General features: G+C 52.3%; 22 protein-coding genes. 10 read left to right on the plus strand and 12 right to left on the minus strand.

The window, feature by feature from the left end; translation table 11 throughout:
* Positions 1–16 precede the first annotated feature (16 nt).
* Positions 17–1,324, plus strand: a complete 1,308-nt coding sequence (locus OGX96_RS19450) for a sulfurtransferase (protein ID WP_128611873.1) — start codon at positions 17–19, stop codon at positions 1,322–1,324.
* A gap of 100 nt (positions 1,325–1,424) precedes the next feature.
* Here OGX96_RS19450 and OGX96_RS19455 read toward each other — a convergent pair whose 3' ends face one another.
* The gene (locus OGX96_RS19455) at positions 1,425–2,048 is read right to left on the minus strand and encodes a CDP-alcohol phosphatidyltransferase family protein (protein ID WP_219987872.1); all 624 of its coding nucleotides are present in this window, start codon (positions 2,046–2,048) and stop codon (positions 1,425–1,427) included.
* Positions 2,041–2,610: a carboxymuconolactone decarboxylase family protein gene (locus tag OGX96_RS19460; RefSeq protein WP_048235522.1), complete on the minus strand. Its 570-nt coding sequence runs from the start codon at positions 2,608–2,610 to the stop codon at positions 2,041–2,043. Before OGX96_RS19460 ends, OGX96_RS19455 begins: the two co-directional genes overlap by 8 nt.
* 79 nt (positions 2,611–2,689) lie before the next feature.
* Between OGX96_RS19460 and OGX96_RS19465 the strand changes: the two genes are divergently transcribed.
* Positions 2,690–3,103, plus strand: a complete 414-nt coding sequence (locus OGX96_RS19465; RefSeq protein WP_103285981.1) for a pyrimidine (deoxy)nucleoside triphosphate diphosphatase — start codon at positions 2,690–2,692, stop codon at positions 3,101–3,103.
* Here the strand turns inward: OGX96_RS19465 and OGX96_RS19470 are convergent.
* Positions 3,063–3,323 (minus strand): YnjH family protein, encoded by a 261-nt coding sequence (locus tag OGX96_RS19470; RefSeq protein WP_170974251.1) that lies wholly within the window; start codon positions 3,321–3,323, stop codon positions 3,063–3,065. The two genes, OGX96_RS19465 and OGX96_RS19470, sit on opposite strands and share 41 nt — an antisense overlap.
* Before the next feature lie 252 nt (positions 3,324–3,575).
* On the opposite strand from OGX96_RS19470, the gene gdhA reads away from it, so the two are divergent.
* Positions 3,576–4,919, plus strand: a complete 1,344-nt coding sequence (gdhA, locus tag OGX96_RS19475) for an NADP-specific glutamate dehydrogenase (RefSeq protein WP_003832501.1) — start codon at positions 3,576–3,578, stop codon at positions 4,917–4,919.
* 88 nt (positions 4,920–5,007) lie between these two features.
* Here gdhA and topB read toward each other — a convergent pair whose 3' ends face one another.
* The 3 genes from topB to OGX96_RS19490 all read right to left on the minus strand — a co-directional run bounded on the left by topB (position 5,008) and on the right by OGX96_RS19490 (position 8,670).
* Positions 5,008–6,954: a DNA topoisomerase III gene (gene topB / locus OGX96_RS19480; protein WP_032934436.1), complete on the minus strand. Its 1,947-nt coding sequence runs from the start codon at positions 6,952–6,954 to the stop codon at positions 5,008–5,010.
* A gap of 4 nt (positions 6,955–6,958) precedes the next feature.
* Positions 6,959–8,002 carry a selenide, water dikinase SelD gene (selD, locus tag OGX96_RS19485; RefSeq protein ID WP_003832497.1) on the minus strand — a complete coding sequence of 348 codons (1,044 nt, stop codon included), beginning with the start codon at positions 8,000–8,002 and terminating at the stop codon, positions 6,959–6,961.
* A gap of 116 nt (positions 8,003–8,118) precedes the next feature.
* Positions 8,119–8,670: an NAD(P)H nitroreductase gene (locus OGX96_RS19490; protein ID WP_286583997.1), complete on the minus strand. Its 552-nt coding sequence runs from the start codon at positions 8,668–8,670 to the stop codon at positions 8,119–8,121.
* 175 nt (positions 8,671–8,845) lie between these two features.
* Between OGX96_RS19490 and sppA the strand changes: the two genes are divergently transcribed.
* Positions 8,846–10,702: a signal peptide peptidase SppA gene (gene sppA / locus OGX96_RS19495; RefSeq protein ID WP_286583999.1), complete on the plus strand. Its 1,857-nt coding sequence runs from the start codon at positions 8,846–8,848 to the stop codon at positions 10,700–10,702.
* A gap of 36 nt (positions 10,703–10,738) precedes the next feature.
* Here sppA and OGX96_RS19500 read toward each other — a convergent pair whose 3' ends face one another.
* Positions 10,739–11,806: a GlxA family transcriptional regulator gene (locus OGX96_RS19500; protein WP_286584001.1), complete on the minus strand. Its 1,068-nt coding sequence runs from the start codon at positions 11,804–11,806 to the stop codon at positions 10,739–10,741.
* 237 nt (positions 11,807–12,043) lie between these two features.
* Here OGX96_RS19500 and ansA point away from each other — a divergent pair, with 237 nt between their 5' ends.
* The 4 genes from ansA to yajD all read left to right on the plus strand — a co-directional run bounded on the left by ansA (position 12,044) and on the right by yajD (position 15,663).
* A complete protein-coding gene (ansA, locus tag OGX96_RS19505) occupies positions 12,044–13,060 on the plus strand; it encodes an asparaginase (protein ID WP_003832492.1) in 1,017 nt (338 codons plus the stop codon).
* 14 nt (positions 13,061–13,074) lie between these two features.
* Positions 13,075–13,713, plus strand: a complete 639-nt coding sequence (gene pncA, locus OGX96_RS19510; protein WP_373371236.1) for a bifunctional nicotinamidase/pyrazinamidase — start codon at positions 13,075–13,077, stop codon at positions 13,711–13,713.
* Positions 13,714–13,971: 258 nt separating this feature from the next.
* Positions 13,972–15,225: a chitinase ChiD gene (chiD, locus tag OGX96_RS19515; protein ID WP_020996455.1), complete on the plus strand. Its 1,254-nt coding sequence runs from the start codon at positions 13,972–13,974 to the stop codon at positions 15,223–15,225.
* Between the two features lie 93 nt (positions 15,226–15,318).
* Entirely contained in the window at positions 15,319–15,663 is a 345-nt protein-coding gene (gene yajD, locus OGX96_RS19520) for an HNH nuclease YajD (RefSeq protein WP_003832478.1), read from the plus strand.
* Positions 15,664–15,707: 44 nt separating this feature from the next.
* On the opposite strand, the gene OGX96_RS19525 is transcribed toward yajD, so the two are convergent.
* Both OGX96_RS19525 and msrB read right to left on the minus strand, forming a co-directional pair.
* The gene (locus OGX96_RS19525; RefSeq protein ID WP_003030693.1) at positions 15,708–15,983 is read right to left on the minus strand and encodes a YeaC family protein; all 276 of its coding nucleotides are present in this window, start codon (positions 15,981–15,983) and stop codon (positions 15,708–15,710) included.
* A gap of 42 nt (positions 15,984–16,025) precedes the next feature.
* Positions 16,026–16,439: a peptide-methionine (R)-S-oxide reductase MsrB gene (gene msrB / locus OGX96_RS19530; protein WP_003832475.1), complete on the minus strand. Its 414-nt coding sequence runs from the start codon at positions 16,437–16,439 to the stop codon at positions 16,026–16,028.
* A 341-nt stretch (positions 16,440–16,780) separates the two neighbouring features.
* On the opposite strand from msrB, the gene gapA reads away from it, so the two are divergent.
* Entirely contained in the window at positions 16,781–17,776 is a 996-nt protein-coding gene (gapA, locus tag OGX96_RS19535; protein ID WP_003030697.1) for a glyceraldehyde-3-phosphate dehydrogenase, read from the plus strand.
* A gap of 72 nt (positions 17,777–17,848) precedes the next feature.
* Complete coding sequence (locus OGX96_RS19540; RefSeq protein WP_286584008.1) at positions 17,849–18,733, plus strand: D-hexose-6-phosphate mutarotase; 885 nt, start codon at positions 17,849–17,851, stop codon at positions 18,731–18,733.
* Between the two features lie 105 nt (positions 18,734–18,838).
* Here the strand turns inward: OGX96_RS19540 and OGX96_RS19545 are convergent, their stop codons facing one another.
* The 3 genes from OGX96_RS19545 to OGX96_RS19555 form a co-directional block, all read right to left on the minus strand.
* Positions 18,839–19,693 carry an aldo/keto reductase gene (locus OGX96_RS19545; protein ID WP_286584010.1) on the minus strand — a complete coding sequence of 285 codons (855 nt, stop codon included), beginning with the start codon at positions 19,691–19,693 and terminating at the stop codon, positions 18,839–18,841.
* Between the two features lie 179 nt (positions 19,694–19,872).
* Positions 19,873–20,223 (minus strand): hypothetical protein, encoded by a 351-nt coding sequence (locus OGX96_RS19550; RefSeq protein WP_198802058.1) that lies wholly within the window; start codon positions 20,221–20,223, stop codon positions 19,873–19,875.
* 10 nt (positions 20,224–20,233) lie between these two features.
* A complete protein-coding gene (locus tag OGX96_RS19555; protein ID WP_111465757.1) occupies positions 20,234–20,476 on the minus strand; it encodes a hypothetical protein in 243 nt (80 codons plus the stop codon).
* Between the last annotated feature and the right edge of the window lie 557 nt (positions 20,477–21,033).

Here is a 21,033-nt window from a genome sequence, read left to right on the forward strand (position 1 = left end):
AACGTCGGGCTATTCGATGAAACGTGTTTCTCAAATGACCGCGCTGGCACTGGCTTTAGGGCTCGCTTGCGCTTCTTCCTGGGCTGCTGAAACAGCACAGACGCTCACCCTCAACCAGTTACAGCAAAAGCAAGGCGCGGCGATCGATACCCGTCAGAGCGCTTTTTACAACGGCTGGCCACAATCGCTCAATGGTCCTTCAGGACACGAACCTTCCGCACTGAATCTGTCTGCCGCCTGGCTCGACAAGATGAATGATGAACAACTCAGCGCCTGGGTTAAGTCACATCAACTTAAGACCGACGCTCCGGTGGCGCTGTATGGCAGTGATAACGACATGCAGGCCGTTAAATCCCGTCTGCAAAAAGTTGGCTTTAACCAGATTTCAACCCTCAGCGATGCGCTGACAGACCCTGCCCGTCTGCAACGTCTGCCGCACTTCGAACAGTTGGTTTACCCACAGTGGCTGCACGATCTTCAGCAGGGTAAAGACGTGACTGCCAAACCGGCGGGTGACTGGAAAGTGATTGAAGCCGCCTGGGGCGCGCCGAAGTTGTATCTGCTCAGCCACATCCCCGGCGCGGGCTACATTGATACCAATGAAGTTGAAAGCGAACCGCTGTGGAATAAAGTTTCCGACGAGCAGCTTAAAGCGATGCTGGCGAAACACGGTATCCGCCACGACACCACGGTAATTTTATACGGCCGCGATGTCTATGCCGCCGCTCGCGTGGCGCAAATTATGCTGTACGCAGGCGTGAAAGACGTTCGTCTGCTCGACGGCGGTTGGCAAACCTGGTCCGACTCAGGTTTACCGGTCGAACGCGGCACTCCGCCAACGGTGAAACCAGAGCCTGATTTCGGCGTGAAAATCCCTGCCCAGCCGCAGCTTATGCTGGATATGGAACAGGCGCGCGGTCTGCTGCATCGCCAGGATGCATCTTTGGTGAGCATTCGTTCATGGCCGGAATTTGTCGGTACCACCAGCGGTTACAGCTACATTAAGCCAAAAGGTGAGATCGCAGGCGCGCGTTGGGGCCACGCGGGCAGCGACTCCACCCACATGGAAGATTTCCATAACCCGGATGGCACCATGCGCAGCGCGGATGACATCGCCGCCATGTGGAAGCAATGGAATATCCTGCCGAATCAACAGGTCTCTTTCTATTGCGGTACCGGCTGGCGTGCTTCAGAAACGTTTATGTATGCCCGCGCGATGGGCTGGAAAAACGTCTCTGTTTACGATGGTGGCTGGTACGAGTGGAGCAGCAATCCGAAAAACCCGGTCGCCAGCGGTGAACGGGGTCCGGACGCCAGCAAGTAAGACTGGCATTATTGCCGGATGCGGCGAGAACGCTTTACCCAGCCTGGATATATCATCGTTGTAGGCCGGATAAGCGAAGCGCATCCGGCAACGCATTACCTTACGCCTGACGCTGAACGGTTTTCAGCGTCAGATATCCGCTCCAGATCCGGGTGAACGTTGTCATCCAGCACAGCGCGCCAAAGACCCACGCCAGCACGGCAAAATAGTCCGGGAACAGACACCCCAACACAAACAGCAAAATTGTCTCAGTTCCTTCGGTCAGCCCGCCAAGATAATAAAACGATTTATGCGCGTAACCGGGGTTATCAATCTGATGTTTCGCTGCCAGTGCGGCGAAGGCCAGAAAGCTGCTACCGGTGCCAATGAACGCGAACAACAGCCAACTGCCTGCCAGCGCATTCTGCGTCGGAGCGGCAAGAATAAAACCAAACGGCACAAGGGCGTAAAACAAAAAATCGAGCGAAATATCGAGAAATCCGCCCGCGTCGGATAGTCCTCTGCGCCGCGCCAGCGCCCCATCCAGCCCGTCAAACAACCGATTGAGCACAATGGCCACCAGCGCCGCCAGATACCAGCCTAACGCCAGAAATGGCAACGCCAGCACGCCAATGGCAAATCCGACCAGCGTAAGTCCGTCCGGGGTAATCGCCGGTTTATCGATAATACCTACGCACCGATGCAACAGCGGTTTTAATCGTGGATGAAGATGGCGGTCAAGCATGCGGGCGTCCTTTAAAACTGTCGCACAGTCCCTGCGAGGGAATATCGAGAGCGGCATTAAAACGCGCCGAGAGATTTTGAAACGCAATCAGCGCGGTCATTTCCGTAATGGCATCATCGGTAAAATGCTGCTTCATCTGCACTTTCAGCGCATCGTCAACCTGTGGAGGCGTTGCGGTAACCGCATCGGCATAGGCCAGCGCTACGCGTTCTTCAGCACTAAACAGCGTCGAATCTTGCCAGTTGGCAACCTGCATGACTTTATCCAGCGCGCCACAGCGTTCTGCCAGCCGTAAACTATTCGCATCAACACAGAAAGCGCAGTGGCAGACCTGAGAAACGCGGGTCATCAACAACGCGCGCATCACCGGCGTTAAGCGCGCCTTTTTACGCTCCAGAAACCCGACAAACAGCGCCACCAGCCAGAACAGAAACGGCATCCGCCCCCACCAGCGCGTGGGATGCAGCACATCGCCATAATGTTTTTTCTGCGTGGCAACGAGCGGTTTTAAACTGGAAGGGATACGCGTTAACGGCTTTACCCACGACTGAGGTTCGTTCAACGGTGGCTCCTGAATACTTTAGATAAAACAAAGATAACGATAGTATGTCATTTTCTGCTGTTAGATCTTGATGAATATGATGAAAACCCTCGACGTGGTCGCCGCTATCATTGAACGTGATGGCAAAATTTTACTGGCTCAGCGTCCGCTGCATGCGGATCAGTCAGGCATGTGGGAGTTTGCCGGCGGTAAGGTTGAGCCGGGCGAAAGTCAGCCCGAGGCGCTGATCCGTGAATTGCGTGAAGAATTGGGCATTGAGGCGGTCGTGGGGCGCTACATTGCCAGTCATCAACGCGAGGTTTCAGGCCGATTGATTCACCTACACGCCTGGCATGTACCGTCTTTTCAGGGGGAATTGAGAGCGTTTGAACATCAGGATATCGTCTGGTGCTCACCCGAAGAGGCGCTGCGTTATCCGCTGGCACCCGCCGATATCCCGTTGTTAGAGGCGTTTATCCTTTTACACGCCGCCAGACCAGCGGATTCGTGCTGATCGTTTTATCATCGCGCTGGCACTGCAACAGAACGCCATCGGCTTTAATCACCGCCCCTTCTGAGTAGTTTTGATCCTGATAAATACAGCACTGGCTACAGGGCTGAGCCCGCTGACCGCTGGAACTGAACACTTCCGGCGGTACATTCACCTGCACATCAGGGCGATAAAGCTGATTTGCCAGCGTCGCGCTGGACACCAGTACCAACGCTCCTGCCATGATTAAACGGCGCATTGTCTTTCCTTTTTAACTGACATTTATGCTCAGTATAACGGTATAAATCGGCAGAAACTTTAGTCCCTTCCATCATCGCTTTTGGTTATGACCCACGGCGCAATATTAATTTACTTAGCGGGGTTAATTTTTTCTTGCGTCACGTCACACTGCTGATGGTATAGTCAAAAACTGCACAACACATAACATAAATATCAAAAATATAACCATATCAATACATAAGAGGTTCTTATATCTATGGATCAGACATGTTCTCTGGAGTCATTTCTCAACCATGTGCAAAAGCGCGACCCGAATCAAACCGAGTTCGCGCAAGCCGTTCGTGAGGTAATGACGACGCTGTGGCCCTTTCTTGAGCAGAACCCGCGTTATCGTCAGATGTCGTTGCTGGAGCGTCTGGTTGAACCGGAGCGCGTGATCCAGTTCCGTGTAGTTTGGCTGGACGATCGCAATCAGGTGCAGGTCAACCGCGCGTGGCGCGTACAGTTTAGCTCTGCCATTGGCCCGTACAAAGGCGGTATGCGTTTCCACCCTTCCGTGAACCTGTCGATCCTGAAATTCCTGGGTTTCGAGCAGACCTTTAAGAACGCCCTCACCACGCTGCCAATGGGCGGAGGTAAAGGCGGGAGCGATTTCGATCCGAAAGGTAAAAGCGAAGGCGAAATCATGCGTTTCTGCCAGGCTCTGATGACCGAACTGTTCCGCCATTTAGGTCCTGATACCGACGTCCCGGCGGGCGATATCGGCGTGGGTGGTCGTGAAGTCGGCTTTATGGCCGGGATGATGAAAAAACTGTCCAACAACAGCGCCTGCGTCTTTACCGGTAAAGGTCTCTCTTTTGGCGGCAGCCTGATCCGCCCGGAAGCCACCGGCTACGGTCTGGTGTACTTCACCGAAGCAATGCTCAAACGCCATGGTCTGGGCTTTGAAGGCATGCGCGTGGCGGTTTCTGGCTCCGGCAACGTGGCACAATTCGCCATTGAGAAAGCCATGGAGTTTGGCGCGCGAGTAGTTACCGCCTCCGATTCCAGCGGTACCGTGGTCGACGAAAGCGGATTTACTAAAGAAAAGCTGGCGCGTCTGTGCGCGATCAAAGACAGCCGTGACGGTCGCGTGGCGGATTACGCCCGCGAGTTTGGCCTGACCTATCTGGAAGGCAAACAGCCGTGGTCGGTTCCGGTCGATATCGCCCTGCCGTGCGCCACTCAGAATGAACTGGATGTCGATGCAGCGCGCGTACTGATCGCCAACGGCGTGAAAGCTGTCGCCGAAGGGGCAAACATGCCGACCACTATCGAGGCCACCGATCTGTTCCTCGAAGCGGGCGTACTGTTCGCACCGGGTAAAGCCGCCAACGCCGGTGGCGTAGCGACATCCGGTCTGGAAATGGCGCAAAACGCCGCTCGTCTGGGCTGGAAAGCGGAGAAAGTGGATGCGCGCCTGCACCACATCATGCTGGATATTCACCATGCCTGCGTTGAATACGGCGGCGAAAGCAAGCAGACCAACTACGTACGTGGCGCCAACATCGCGGGCTTCGTGAAGGTTGCCGACGCGATGCTGGGTCAGGGCGTGATTTAATATTGTCTCTGCAGGCCAGTAGGCCGGATTATGCACGGGTGCCGCATCCGGTTAAGCCTGATGCGCTATGCTTATCAGGCTTACAAACTTACAGGCCCGCCTCTTCAGATGGCGGGCTTTTTTTCGCCGGACGTTTACGCGGCGCGCTTTTTTTCTTATCGCTACCACTACCGCCAGGTGCAGCAATTCCACGAAAGCGTCGTACCGGTGTGCTGCGCGCCTGATCGATAAGCTGATACAGCGTTCCCACCAGCGGCTGCATGAAATCCTGATAGCGACACTGCTTTTCGCTGATTTGGGTCAGGATAGATTCCCAGTGCGCTGTCATGTCCGGGCGCGTCGCCATTTCTGGCAGCGAGTGGAACAGCGCTTTTCCCGCGTCAGTCGAATGGATATAACGTCCTTTTTTCACCAGGAACCCGCGCTTAAACAGCAGCTCGATAATTCCGGCGCGCGTCGCTTCCGTACCTAAACCATCCGTTGCGCGCAGGATCTTTTTCAGATCTTTATCCTGCACGAATCGCGCAATCCCGGTCATCGCTGACAGCAGAGTTGCATCAGTAAAGTGCCGCGGGGGCTGGGTCTGACGTTCAACCACTTCGCCTTTTTCGCACAGCAGTTCGTCATCTTTTGCCACTACCGGCAGCGGCGTCCCGTCATTATCTTCGTCGCGCTCTTTGTTACCGAGCAGCGTGCGCCATCCGGCTTCCGCCAGAAAACGGGCTTTAGCGACAAACTTGCCTTTGGCGATATCCAGCTCAATGACGCACTTCCTGAATACCGCATCTGCGCAAAATTGCATCAGATACTGACGGGCAATCAGGTTGTAAATTTTCGCTTCGTTGTCATTCAGGTTGATGGACGAACTGCGCGCGGTAGGAATGATGGCGTGGTGCGCATCCACTTTTTTGTCGTCCCAACAGCGATTTCGCGTATCGGGATTGACCGCCGGCTGCGGGAGCAGATCCGGCGCATGGACGCTAATCGCGTTCAGTACCGCGTGACGTCCGGCAAAGTGTTCTTCCGGCAGATAACGGCTATCCGAACGCGGATAGGTAATCAACTTATGGGTTTCATACAGCTTCTGGCAGATATCCAGAACGTTTTGCGCACTTAAACCGAAGCGCTTCGCCGCTTCAATCTGCAACGCAGACAGCGAGAACGGCAACGGCGCGGATTCTGATTCCCGTTTATCGTTATAGCTGGTGACTATCGCCGGTTGACCGTTAATGCGGTTCACCACGTGTTCAGCCAGCGTGCGATTCAGCAAGCGCCCTTCTTCATCCTGATACGGCTCACACGCTTCGCTCGGCTGCCAGATAGCGGTAAACCGCTCATCGGCGGGCGTTACGATATGCGCTTTCACTTCGAAGAAGTCTTTGGCGACGAAGTTCTCTATCTCTTCATCGCGACGCACAACCAGCCCAAGCACCGGCGTTTGTACGCGCCCGACCGAAAGTACGCCCTGATAGCCCGCGTTACGTCCAAGAATGGTGTAAGCGCGCGTCATATTGATACCGTACAACCAGTCCGCACGCGCTCGCGCCAGTGCCGACACGCACAGCGGGATAAACTCACTGTTGGCGCGCAACCGCTCAATAGCCCGCTCAACGGCCTGCGGGTTGAGGTCGTTAATCAGGCAACGCTGCACCTTCTGGCGCTTTTCAGGCGCCAGTTGCAGGTAATCCAGCACTTCATCCACCAGCAGTTGCCCTTCACGATCGGGGTCACCGGCGTGAATAACTTCGCTGGCTTCATGCAAAAAGCGCTTAATGACGTTGAGCTGTTTGGTCACCGAGGGGCGCGGTTGCAGTTGCCACTTTTCAGGGACAATCGGCAGATCGACCAGACTCCAGCGAGCATAACGACTGTCGTAGGCATCCGGCTGCGCCTGTTCAAGCAGGTGACCAATACACCAGGTCACCACTTGTCCATTTCCGCATTCGATAAAACCATCGCCTTTGCGATGCGGCTTCGGCAGCACATCGGCGATAGCACGCGCCAGACTTGGTTTTTCGGCAATAAACAACCGCATCGAGTTAACGAATCTCAACCATGGCGCGACCGCCACGAGCTTCCACTAACTCACCAATGGCGGTGAGATCGATACCGAACTGCGCCGCTGCCGCTTTCACTTCGGCTTCAGCTTCCGGCGTTACCGCCAGCAGTAGACCACCGGAAGTTTGCGGATCGCACAGCAGATCGCGTACCGATTGCGGCATTTCACCCATCAGGTGTCCGTAGCTGGCAAAGTTACGTTGGGTACCACCCGGCACCGCGCCCTGCGCGATGTATTCTTCAACGCCAGGCAGCTTAGGAATATCCTGGTAGACGATCTGTGCCTGAACGCCTGCGCCCTGGCACATCTCACTCAGATGCCCCAGCAGACCAAAACCGGTAACATCGGTCATGGCTTTCACGCCGTCAATATCGGCGAATGCAGCACCGGCAATGTTCATCCGGCACATCACTTCTGTCGCCAGTCCTTTGTGTTCTTCCTTAAGCAGTGATTTTTTCTCTGCGGTTGTCAGAACACCAATGCCCAGCGGCTTGGTCAGGAACAACTTACACCCTGCTTCAGCGGTGCTGTTTTTCTTCACGCGTTCGGTCGGCACAACGCCGGTTACCGCAAGGCCGAAGATAGGCTCTGGGGCATCAATAGAGTGGCCGCCCGCCAGCGCAATACCCGCCTGACGGCAGGCAAAGCGTCCGCCTTCGGTGACTTCGCGGGCGATTTCCGGCGCCAGCTTATCCAGCGGCCAGCCCAGAATAGCAATTGCCATAATCGGTTTGCCGCCCATGGCGAAAATATCGCTGATGGCGTTAGTCGCGGCGATGCGTCCAAAATCAAACGGATTATCGACAATCGGCATAAAGAAATCGGTGGTGCTGATAACGCTGGTGCCGTTTCCCAGATCGTATACGGCCGCGTCGTCGCGGGTTTCATTACCCACCAGTAAGTTCGGATCAACAAACTTCGCCTGCTCGCTGTGCAGGATGGTTTCCAGCACTTTTGGGGAAATTTTACAACCGCAACCGGCTCCGTGGCTGTATTGCGTTAAACGAATAGCTTGCTCGCTCATGGACATCTCCTGTCATTGCAATCCGGATATGGTAGCGCTCATTCCATGATGTGGTAAGAGTGACTGTCTGAATTCGGGTGTCTTTGCTCAGAATCCAGACAGTTTTGCCGTTGATATCAGAAATAACGGACGAATGCGCTCGGATCGGCAAGGTTAATCGTCGTGGATGCTTTTAGCTGCGGTGTGCCCAGATAGAGAAAACCGACGATTTTATCTTGCGGGCGACAGTCGAATGCTTCGCGAACGACCGCACTTTCGGTTAATGCACCACTGCGCCAGATACCGCCAAAGCCCTGGGCAATTGCGGCCATCTGCATAGCCATTACCGCACAACCGGCAGACATTTCTTGTTCCCACAGAGGAACCTTGTCGTTTTCTTCACATTTCGCCACCACGGTAATAATCAGCGGTGCGCGAAACGGTGCGCTGCGCGCTTTTTCCTGGGCTTTCTCGTCACTGCCTGCGGCAATCGCCCCTTTTTCAAGCACCGCGCTAAAACGCTCACGCCCTTTGCCCTCAATGACAAAGAATTGCCACGGTTGCAGCGTTTTGTGGTCTGGCGCGCGCATTCCCGCACGCAGAATGTTTTGCAGCTGCTCTCCTGTCGGGGCTGGCTCGACGAGACGAGAGGCGCTACGACGGGTAATCAGTAATTCGAGTGCATCCATTTGCTTAACTCCAACAATGAGATTTGTTCACAAAATTAACACGTGAGCGGATTTTGTTACAGCACAGGCGGTGATTCCTGCTGACAAGTGCCTGTCGGGTCATTACGATAGCCTCATCTTATCGCCTTTCTCCAGAATTTCGGGGTGGCGTGTTGTTAATCGGTAGGGAGAATACATGCGAACCCTGTGGCGATTTATTGCCGGATTTTTTAAATGGACATGGCGATTACTCAATTTCGTCCGTGAATTTGTGCTTAACCTGTTCTTCATCTTCTTGGTGCTGGTGGGCGTGGGCATCTGGATGCAGGTCAGCAGCAGCAATACCAGTGAACACGCTGAGCGAGGCGCACTGCTGCTGGATATCTCGGGGGTGATTGTCGATAAGCCTTCGAGCACCAGTCGCTTAAGCGTTATTGGTCGTCAGCTGTTTGGCGCCAGTTCCGATCGTCTGCAGGAAAACTCCCTGTTCGATATCGTGAATACTATTCGCCAGGCAAAAGATGATCGCAACATCACCGGCATTGTGATGGATCTGAAAAATTTTGCCGGGGCCGACCAGCCTTCCATGCAGTATATCGGTAAAGCGCTGCGGGAATTCCGCGACAGCGGCAAACCGGTCTTTGCCGTGGGCGATAACTTCAGCCAGGGGCAGTACTACCTCGCCAGTTTCGCCAATAAAATTTATCTCTCTCCGCAGGGTTCCGTTGATCTGCACGGCTTTGCCACCAACGGTTTGTACTACAAGTCCCTGCTCGACAAGCTGAAAGTTTCCACACACGTGTTCCGTGTCGGGACTTATAAGTCTGCCGTAGAACCGTTCATTCGTGATGATATGTCTCCTGCCGCGCGCGAGGCCGACAGCCGCTGGATCGGCGAGCTGTGGCAGAACTATCTCGACACGGTCGCAGCCAACCGCCAGATCCCTGCTCAGCAGGTGTTCCCGGGCGCACAGGCCATGCTGGACGGTTTGACAAAAGTCGATGGTGATACCGCGAAATATGCGCTCGACAACAAACTGGTGGATGCACTGGCCTCCAGCGCCGAAGTCGAAAAAATGCTGACCAAACAGTTTGGCTGGAGCAAAGCGGATAAAAATTATCGCGCCGTCAGCTATTACGATTACTCGCTGAAAACGCCAGCGGATACTGGGGACAGCATTGGCGTCGTCTTCGCAAATGGCGCAATTATGGACGGTGAAGAAACCCCTGGGAATGTGGGCGGTGACACGACTGCCGCGCAGATCCGCGAAGCGCGTCTTGATCCGAAAGTGAAAGCAATTGTGCTGCGCGTGAACAGCCCTGGCGGCAGCGTCAGCGCTTCCGAAGTCATTCGCGCTGAGCTGGCTGCGGCAAAAGCGGCAGGCAAGCCGGTTGTCGTGTCCATGGGCGGCATGGCGGCATCCGGCGGGTACTGGATCTCCACCCCAGCAAGCTACATTGTGGCGAACCCCAGCACGCTGACCGGTTCAATCGGGATCTTTGGCGTGATCAACACTGTGGAAAACAGTCTGGATTCCATTGGTGTACACACCGACGGCGTGGCGACATCCCCACTGGCGGATATCTCCATCACCAAAGCGTTACCGCCTGAAGTGCAGCAAATGATGCAACTGAGCATCGAGAACGGCTATAAGCGCTTTATCACGCTGGTCGCAGATGCGCGTAAGACAACGCCTGAGCAGATTGACAAAATCGCGCAGGGCCACGTCTGGACCGGCCAGGATGCGAAAGCCAACGGTCTGGTAGACAGTCTGGGTGATTTTGATGACGCCGTGGCGAAAGCGGCTGAGCTGGCCAAACTGAAGCAATGGCACATTGAGTATTATCAGGACGAACCGGCATTCGTTGATATGGTGATGGATAGCATGTCCGGTTCCGTTCGTGCCATGCTGCCTGAAGCTATCCAGGCGATGCTCCCGGCGCCGCTCGCTTCTGCGGCGAGTACGGTTAAAGCGGAGAGCGATAAGCTGGCCGCGTTTAACGATCCGCAAAACCGCTATGCGTTTTGCCTGACCTGCGCCAACGTTCGCTAACCTGCCAATGCTGCCCCAAGTCGGGGCAGCATTTTTTTACACATTCTGATGTCGCGTACTGCGAAAATCTCCTGGCGTACAGCCAAACTCCAGACTAAACAAACGAATAAAGTGCGCACAGTCGCTAAATCCCAGACGCAGCGCAATCTCCGTGACACTCTCTCCAGAATTCATTAGCAGCCAGTGGGCATAACGCAAACGCGCACGTCGGATAAACTCTCCCGGCGATTGGGCGAACTCGGCGTTAAACAACCGGGTAAGCTGTCGCGGGCTCAGGTTGACTTCAGCGGCCAGCCAGCGGGTCGAAATGGGCTTTACCAGTCCTTGCTCAATTAAAAAGACCGCTTTGCGTAACCGACTGTCGCTCACGTGGGTAAAACCTATCGCTCTGGAGACCGCCACTGACGTGCTGTCTATGCGGTTGGGGACGGACATCTGGAAGATGGCTTTTGTCGCCCTGTCGGGACCACAGTGGCGGCGAATAAGCTCTGTTGCCAGCCCTATCGTCGAAATGCCCCCCGGACATGTCAGAATCCCTTTTTCCTCAACAAAATCGACCCCGCTACGGGCAGCCAGCTGAGGAAATTGCGTTTTAAAATCATTCAGATGCCAGGGATGAATCGCCGCCATCAGCCCATTGAGGAAACCTTCTTGCGCCAGAACAAAGCTGCCCGTGCAGATACCTACCAGCGGAATGTTGAGCTGATGCGCAAGATGCAGGTAACGTCGCGCGGCCCGATCGGCTTTCGCCATACTGCGCAGCAAGCCGCCAATCACCACCACATAATCAAATTGTTCCGGTGCAACGAATGCGCTATCCGGCATCATCGCCATTCCTGAACTGCTGAGAACTGGTCGGTCTGGTGTAGCGCTCATCAGACGCCAGGAGCAGCGAATTTTCTGGCTATCATCCCCCATATCCGCCGCATGACGTAACGCATCGGTTAACCCCGCCAGCGCCAGCAGAGGAAATTCCGGCCACAGAAGAATGCCGACATTCAACTGTGGTCTGTGCGGTGTCTCTGTCTGACTCGCATCGATAGCCGTAATGATGTCTCCATCCGCCCACTCGCCTGGCTGAAAAATTCTCAGGTCTTTCTTCACTTCAGGCTCCATGCGTATTGTCATTAGGACGAAACATGATAACGGCAATCGCTATATCCAAAAAGCAAGGCTGCTACTGTAGGGCCGAGGGAGCAAAACCACACTGAACAAACGGGACAAGGCACTGAACATAAATGACATATTGATCGGATGGCAGGTATGCGTCATTTGCACTGTATTTTTTCAGGGGGGACTTTATACTGCGCCTGTTTATGCACAACTTAACCTGTGACGCCCATGCAAAAGAAATCGATTTACGTTGCCTATACCGGCGGTACCATTGGTATGCAGCGCTCAGAACAGGGTTATATTCCTGTTTCCGGTCATCTCCAGCGTCAGCTGGCACTGATGCCTGAATTCCACCGCCCAGAGATGCCAGACTTCACCATCCACGAATACGTCCCGCTGATGGATTCCTCAGACATGACGCCAGAAGACTGGCAGCATATTGCTGAAGACATTAAAGCGCACTACGACGATTACGATGGTTTTGTCATACTGCACGGCACTGACACCATGGCGTTTACGGCTTCGGCGCTCTCATTTATGCTGGAGAATCTGGGCAAGCCAGTCATTGTGACAGGGTCACAAATCCCATTAGCAGAGCTACGTTCTGACGGACAAATCAATTTGCTGAATGCGTTGTACGTTGCAGCAAATTATCCGATCAATGAAGTGACCCTGTTTTTCAACAACCGACTGTTTCGCGGTAACCGGACCACTAAAGCGCATGCTGATGGTTTTGACGCGTTTGCCTCACCCAACCTTGCACCACTGCTGGAAGCCGGAATCCACATTCGTCGGCTGGGAACACCGCCCGCACCTCACGGCACAGGTGAGTTGATTGTCCATCCTATCACTCCACAACCGATTGGCGTGGTCACCATTTATCCTGGGATCTCCGCTGACGTGGTACGCAACTTCCTGCGCCAGCCGGTAAAAGCATTAATTTTGCGCTCCTACGGCGTGGGCAATGCGCCGCAGAATAAAGAGTTCCTGAAAGAACTTGAAGATGCGAGCTCGCGTGGCATTGTGGTGGTGAACCTTACGCAGTGTATGTCCGGCAAGGTGAACATGGGGGGCTACGCGACAGGGAATGCGCTGGCGCATGCTGGCGTGATTGGCGGCGCGGATATGACCGTCGAAGCCACACTCACCAAACTGCACTATTTGCTGAGTCAGGGACTGGATACGCAGACAATTCGTGAAGCAATGACGCAAAATCTGCGTGGTGAGCTCACACCTGACGATTAAAGGAGTCTATGCCCATGGCCCGAGCCTTACTGTTGGTCGATTTACAAAATGACTTTTGTGCCGGTGGTGCCCTCGCGGTCCCACAAGGTGACAGCACAATCGATATCGCCAACCGCCTGATTGACTGGTGTGCCATACGCGGCGACACGGTCGTTGCCAGTCTGGACTGGCACCCGGCGAATCACGGTAGTTTTGCCAGCCAGCATCAGGTCGAGCCCTACACCCAGGGACAACTCGATGGCCTGGCGCAGACGTTCTGGCCCGATCATTGCGTACAAAACAGCGAAGGTGCTGCCCTGCATCCGCTGCTGAACCAGCGTGCGATAACTCAAACGTTCACTAAAGGTGAGAACCCGCTGGTCGACAGCTATAGTGCTTTTTTTGATAACGGTCGTCGTCAGGCAACCACGCTGAATGCATGGCTACTCGAACACCGCATTGCCGAGCTCATCATCATGGGTCTGGCTACCGACTATTGCGTTAAATTCACCGTTCTGGATGCGCTCGATCTTGGCTACACCGTCAGCGTTATAACCGACGGCTGCCGTGGCGTTAATATTCACCCCCAGGACAGTGCAAACGCCTTTATGGAAATGGCGGCTGCGGGCGCAACGCTGTATACGTTGGACGACTGGCTGGAAACCCAGCGCTAATGCTTTAAAACGTTATATCCGGTCGATTGAAACTGCACATTTTTGCAAATTTATAGGCCGGATTAATACGCATCTCCCTTTCAACCAGTACTCCTCTAACCAATACAACCTACCAAAATTGGTTTGCCGCTGCTCCAGCATGGCGTGAACCCCTTCGCATTTTTCCTGTTATGAAACTGTTAACCTGCGGGTGCTGTTTTTTTCGCCACGCCATTTCCGTGGCGTGTTTGCTTGTTTAAATGTCAAAGAGGAACACCGATGAAACTATTGCCTTTGTTGGCAGCATTACCCCTGCTCTGCGCCAGCGTTGTTTCCGCCAGTTCACTGATGTCAGTTGGCTACTTTAATGGTGGCGGCGACGTCACTGCCGGTCCCGGTGGCGACATCAATAAACTGGATGTTCGCCAGATAACCCATCTCAACTATTCGTTTGGCCTTGTCTACAACAACGAAAAAGACGAGACCAATGACGCCTTAAAAGACGCCAGCAAACTGCATCAGATTTGGCTTTCACAGAAAGTGCAGGATGATTTGCTGAAAATTCCACAGCTGCGTAAACAAAATCCAAACCTGAAAGTTTTGCTTTCCGTCGGCGGCTGGGGAGCGCGTGGATTCTCTGGCGCGGCAGCAACGAAGGAAACACGTGCAGTGTTTATTCAGTCTGCACAGGAGATAATTGCGAAATATGGTCTGGATGGCATCGATCTCGACTGGGAATATCCGGTTAACGGCGCCTGGGGACTGGTCGAAAGCCAACCGGCTGACCGCGCTAACTTCACCGCGCTGCTAACAGAACTGCGCGCCGCATTGGGGCATAAAAAACTGCTGACCATCGCCGTGGGCGCAAATGCAGAAAGCCCGAAAAGCTGGGTGGATGTAAAAGCCATTGCACCATCGCTCGACTACATCAACCTGATGACCTATGACATGGCTTACGGCACCCAGTATTTCAACTCGAACCTGTATGATTCGACGCAATGGCCAACGGTCGCCGCGGCGGATAAGTACAGCGCCGATTTTGTGGTCAATAACTATCTCGCCGCCGGTCTGAAACCGAGTCAAATGAATCTGGGCATTGGCTTTTATGGACGCGTACCAAAACGCGCCGTTGAGCCAGGTATTGACTGGAGCAAACCTGACGCGCAGAAAAACCCGGCTACCCAGCCCTATTTCGAGTCAGCTCAAATTGAGTTGTTCAAATCACTGGGCGTCGACCTGAGCAAAGACACCTACGTGAAGTACAACGATATCGTGGCGAAGTTGATCAACGATCCGCAAAAACGCTTTAGCCAACATTGGGATGATGAAGCGAAAGTGCCGTGGCTGTCGGTACAGTCTGCGGATGGAAAAAAACTCTTTGCCCTCTCCTATGAAAACCCGCGTTCGGTGGCGATCAAAGCCGACTACATCAAAAGCAAAGGGTTGGCAGGCGCTATGTTCTGGGAGTACGGCGCAGATGACAATAATCAGTTGGCGAAGCAGTTAGCCGATTCGTTAGGCATCAAACACTGATCCCAACGCCTGACACAATAGGTTATGATTAGCGCATTCTGCTGCGCCAGCTTTTGGCGCAGCTCTTCATTTTCTACTGGAGGCATGAGCTTTATGGCTTTTATCCCTAAAAATTACGCCCGTCTGGAAGTCGGTTACCGGGAAAAGGCGCTTAAACTCTTCCCCTGGGTCTGCGGACGCTGTTCCCGTGAGTTCGTGTATTCAAATTTGCGCGAGTTGACGGTACACCATATCGATCACGATCACTCGAATAACCCGGAAGATGGTAGCAACTGGGAAATGTTGTGCCTGTACTGCCACGATCACGAGCATTCCAAATATACGGAAGCGGACCAGTATGGTTCAACGGTGGTTGCAGGAGAAGATGCGCAAAAGGCCGTAGGCGAAGCGAAATACAACCCGTTCGCCGATCTGAAGGCGATGATGAACAAGAAATAACATCAACTGCAGGCCCGACACAGATGTTTGCCGGGCCTGGGTAATCAGGATTTAAACGTCGCAATCGGTTCTGGCGTAATACCAAACTCCACCTTCAACTGCTGCTTGCTCTTCATCACCATCTCACCGTTGGTATCAATCGTCATATGCTGCGCGTCAATATTGTTTCGCGCCTGCCATAACATCACCAGCTGTAAGCTATTCTCTTTTTGTTCTGCCGTTAGCGCTACGCCATCCGGCCATTTTCCGAGTTCAACGGCAGTCGATAAGCGCTGATAAACTTCCGGCGTCATGCTGTTGATCATCTCATCAAGATTCATGTTAAATCCACTCTCCGTAGAATAATTTGCTGAATCGTTTCTTCAACCCTTGGTTTGCTCACCGTTTTCACCATCGGTAAAGTTCAAAGACGCTGAGTTAACGCAGTACCGTTCACCGGTAGGTTTCGGACCATCCGGGAAGACGTGTCCCAGGTGTGCATCACAGTTTCCGCAGCGGATTTCAATGCGCTGCATGCCGTGTGACGTATCTTTTATGTAACGGATAGCCTCATCGCTGACAGGCTCGTAAAAGCTGGGCCAGCCGCAGCCTGAGTCATATTTTGTCTCGGAACGAAATAGCGGATTGTCGCAGATCAAACAGTGGTAGATGCCGTCACGTTTGTTATGTAGCAAACGTCCGGTAAATGGCGGTTCTGTCCCGTGATTCTGCGTCACATAGAACTGCATTTCGGTTAAATTTTTTTTCAGTTCTTCTGGAGAAGGTTGATTAGCCATTTGCTCACATCTCGCTTTATCTAAACTCACATCGCGAGACAGATTCTAACAAAACATTAACACCGGAGTGCGAACTTTTGTTCTAAACTTGATCCTTGCGAAATGGCAGCCTGCAATTCGTGATCAGAATCACGTTTTTATCTTGATTGCCCTTTAAAATTCGGGCCGCCGACCCCATGTGGTTTCAAGCCCAAAGGAAGAGTGAGGCGAGTCAGTTGCGCAAAGCTTAGGCAGCAGATTGATTTGTCGCAATGATTGACACGATTCCGCTTGACGCTGCGTAAGGTTTTTGTAATTTTACAGGCAACCTTTTATTCACTAACAAATAGCTGGTGGAATATATGACTATCAAAGTAGGTATCAACGGTTTTGGCCGTATCGGTCGCATTGTTTTCCGTGCTGCTCAAGAACGCTCTGACATCGAGATCGTTGCAATCAACGACCTGTTAGACGCTGACTACATGGCTTACATGCTGAAATATGACTCCACTCACGGCCGTTTCAACGGTACCGTTGAAGTGAAAGACGGTCATCTGATCGTAAACGGTAAAAAAATCCGTGTTACCGCTGAACGTGATCCGGCTAACCTGAAATGGGACGAAGTTGGTGTTGACGTAGTAGCTGAAGCTACTGGCCTGTTCCTGACAGATGAAACCGCTCGTAAGCACATCACTGCTGGCGCGAAAAAAGTGGTTCTGACTGGTCCGTCCAAAGATAACACTCCGATGTTTGTTAAAGGCGCTAACTTTGACAAATACGAAGGTCAGGACATCGTTTCTAACGCTTCCTGCACCACTAACTGCCTGGCTCCGCTGGCTAAAGTTATCAACGACAACTTCGGCATCATCGAAGGTCTGATGACTACTGTTCACGCGACCACCGCTACTCAGAAAACCGTTGATGGCCCGTCTCACAAAGACTGGCGCGGCGGCCGCGGCGCATCCCAGAACATCATCCCGTCCTCTACCGGTGCAGCTAAAGCTGTAGGTAAAGTACTGCCAGAACTTAACGGCAAACTGACTGGTATGGCGTTCCGCGTTCCTACCCCGAACGTATCCGTTGTTGACCTGACCGTTCGTCTGGAAAAAGCTGCTTCTTACGAAGAAATTAAGAAAGCAATCAAAGCTGCTTCCGAAGGCCCGATGAAAGGCGTTCTGGGTTACACCGAAGACGACGTAGTATCTACCGATTTCAACGGTGAAGTTTGCACTTCCGTGTTCGATGCTAAAGCTGGTATCGCACTGAACGACAACTTCGTGAAACTGGTATCCTGGTACGATAACGAAACCGGCTACTCCAACAAAGTTCTGGACCTGATTGCTCACATCTCCAAATAAGTTGAGATGAAACAGTAATCTGTAAGAGCGACTCAGGTCGCTCTTTTTTTTGCCTGAAGAAAGGATTGCGTAATGATTAATAAAATTTTTGCACTTCCGGTAATCGAACAAATTACCCCTGTCCTCTCCCGCCGTCAGCTTGATGAGCTTGAGGTTCTTGTTGTCGATCACCCACAGGTTAAAGCTTCTTTCGCGCTGCAGGGCGCACATCTTCTTTCCTGGAAACCAAATGGTGAAGAGGAAGTCCTGTGGTTAAGTAATAACACCCCGTTTAAAACCGGCGTAGCGCTGCGTGGCGGCGTACCAATTTGCTGGCCGTGGTTTGGTCCGGCTGCTACGAAGGGCCTGCCTTCGCATGGTTTTGCCCGCAACCTGCCATGGACGCTGAAAGCGCACAACGAAGACGACAATGGCGTGGTGCTGACGTTTGAACTGCAGAGCAACGCTGAAACGCGTCAGCTTTGGCCGCACGAGTTCTGTCTGCTGGCTCGCTTCAAAGTGGGAGCCACCTGTGAAATGGAGCTGGAAGCTCATGGTGAGTTTGAAACCACCTCGGCACTGCATACCTATTTCAACGTTGGTGATATTGCGGCAGTGAAAGTCAGTGGTCTTGGCGATCGCCTGATCGATAAAGTGAATGATGCTAAAGAAGATGTGCTGGCTGATGGTATCCAGACCTTCCCGGACCGCACCGATCGCGTTTATCTGAATCCGGAAGCGTGCAGTGTGATTCATGATGATGCGTTGAATCGCAATATAGATGTTGTCCATCACCACCACCTGAATGTCGTGGGCTGGAACCCTGGCCCGGCGCTGTCCGTCAGCATGAGCGATATGCCGGATGATGGCTACAAAACGTTTGTTTGTGTAGAAACGGCTTACGCGACCGCTCCGCAGAAAACCACCGAAGAAAAACCATCTCGCCTCGCGCAAACTATTCGTGTAGCTAAACGCTAACACAGCTCTGCGCACCATGCCGGATGCGGCTAACGCCTTATCCGGCCTACAAACTACATGCAGCCGTAGGCCTGATAAGCTGCGGGAACATCGGCATTTGGCAAATCAGGCCATATCCAGCGCGTTTTTACCTTTTGGCGCCGGATACGCCTTATCTAACTGCTTCAACTCATCTACAGAGAGCGTTATCTCTAGCGCGGCGGCATTTTGTTCGACATGCGCTACGCTTGCGGCTTTCGGAATGGCTATTACACCCGACTGATGAATCACCCATGCCAGCAAAATCTGTGCAGCGCTAACATTGTGCGCGTGCGCGATGTCATTCACCACAGAGTTAGAAAGCAAATCGCCACGCAGTCGTCCCGCCTGGGCCAGCGGACTGTATGCCATGACCGGCATCTGCTGCTGCTGGCACCACGGCAGTAAATCATATTCAATACCGCGCGAGGCTAAATGATAAAGCACCTGGTTAGTTGCGCACTCCCGTCCACCGGGAACCTGCCATAACGCCTGCATATCATCATAATCGAGATTTGAGACGCCCCAACGGCGGATTTTCCCCTGCGCAATCAGTGTTTCCATGGCATCGATGGTCTCTGCAAATGAAAAATCGCCCATCCAGTGCAGCAAATAGAGATCCAGATAATCAGTTTTCAGTCGACGCAGACTCGCTTCGCAGGCGGCAATGGCTTTCTGTCCACCGGCATTCCATGGGTAAACTTTCGAGACTAAAAAAGCGCTATCACGCCGTCCCGTTAATGCTTCACCCACCACCTCTTCCGCTGCACCATCAGCGTACATTTCTGCGGTATCAATCAATCGCAGGCCGAGATCCAGTCCGGCCTGCAGCGCAGACACTTCATCCCGGCGTCGGCTTGGATCCTCGCCCATGTACCATGTTCCCTGCCCAATAGCAGGAAGCGATACCTGGTTTGTAAACGTCACCTGTTTCGCTGTCATCGCACCCTCCTGTGTTAATGCACCACAGTAAAGCAAAACAACGTGCATGTGTCCTGTTAGGGTGCACAAATTGCACCATCATGGATTGGAAACCGATCGTTAAGGCGAGCGAAATAAAAAACCCGGGAACAGCAGATGTTCCCGGGCCGAAAAAATACAAAATCTTATCTACGAAGTGGTTATTTCAACCGACCTAAATATTTCCCCTCTTTCATAGCGTTGATTTTTCCGTTTTTATAGACGATAACGGAAATCAAACCTGCGCTATAAGACTGAGCTTCTGCACTATTCTCATCATTTGCCGCAGGTTTGCCATTAATATAAGCAATGCCATCAGCACCACGTTTAAAGTCCACTCCAAGTTTATTCACATGCACGGGCATGATTTTACTGGCGTGTACCGGGGCATTCGTGTCACTGACCATGGTTTTATGTTCATGCTGTAACTGCTGGCGGTAAGCCTCGCTAATGGCATAAGCAGGTGCAGCGAAGGAAGCCACCAAAGCAACGATAATAATTAATTTTTTCATACGTTACACCTTAATACTTATCGTGTTTGTGGTGATGGCTGGAATTAGTATCATTAGTGCTATACAAGTTTTGCGCGTTTTCCATAGCCTGTTTTTCAGCGGCAGCATTGATTGTCGCCTGACGGTTTTGCTCCGCAACATAACAGGCATCACGGCTCACACCCTTGCTTTCGCAAGCATTCATGCGTGAAGCCTCGGTGGAACAACCAGCCAGAATCCCGCCCATCACAGCTATCATGATTAACTTTTTCATTATATATACCAGGTTTATTCTCAAAAAATCCACATGGCGAATTATATTTAATGCCATGAAGAGTTGCTGTCGATACTTTAAAGTTTAATTAATATCTGCAATGGGATATTTAATGTCAATTTTAATTTTTTCAGATAAATACCTAAAGATGTAAAATTAAAATCAATCGATTAATTTTTGTTTTTTCACATGAAAGTTAACTTTCGCCATGAGATAAACATGCTAAAAGAGTTATCAATGATTTTCATTGTGCTTAACAATAAGAAAATAACGCTTACCTCGATCGTAAACCCTAGTATTATCAACGCATTGTATAGCTAAAAACCATTACCTCATGACAATGATTTGCTAAACCTTCACGACTTTATTTCATTCAAAAATGAATAGATAACAGGCTAATAAAATAGCAGGTTTATTTTTAGTAACAGCGACAGGAATAATACGTTAAAAATTCGTTGTAGCCTGACAGAATATCAAATCAGCACAAAAGATGAAATCTCATGTTTTAGATCAATATTCATATCGGTAGCGCACTAAAAAGCCCGCACTGATGCGGG

This window comes from Citrobacter sp. Cpo100 (genome assembly GCF_030332595.1).
GTDB classification, from domain to species: domain Bacteria; phylum Pseudomonadota; class Gammaproteobacteria; order Enterobacterales; family Enterobacteriaceae; genus Citrobacter; species Citrobacter portucalensis.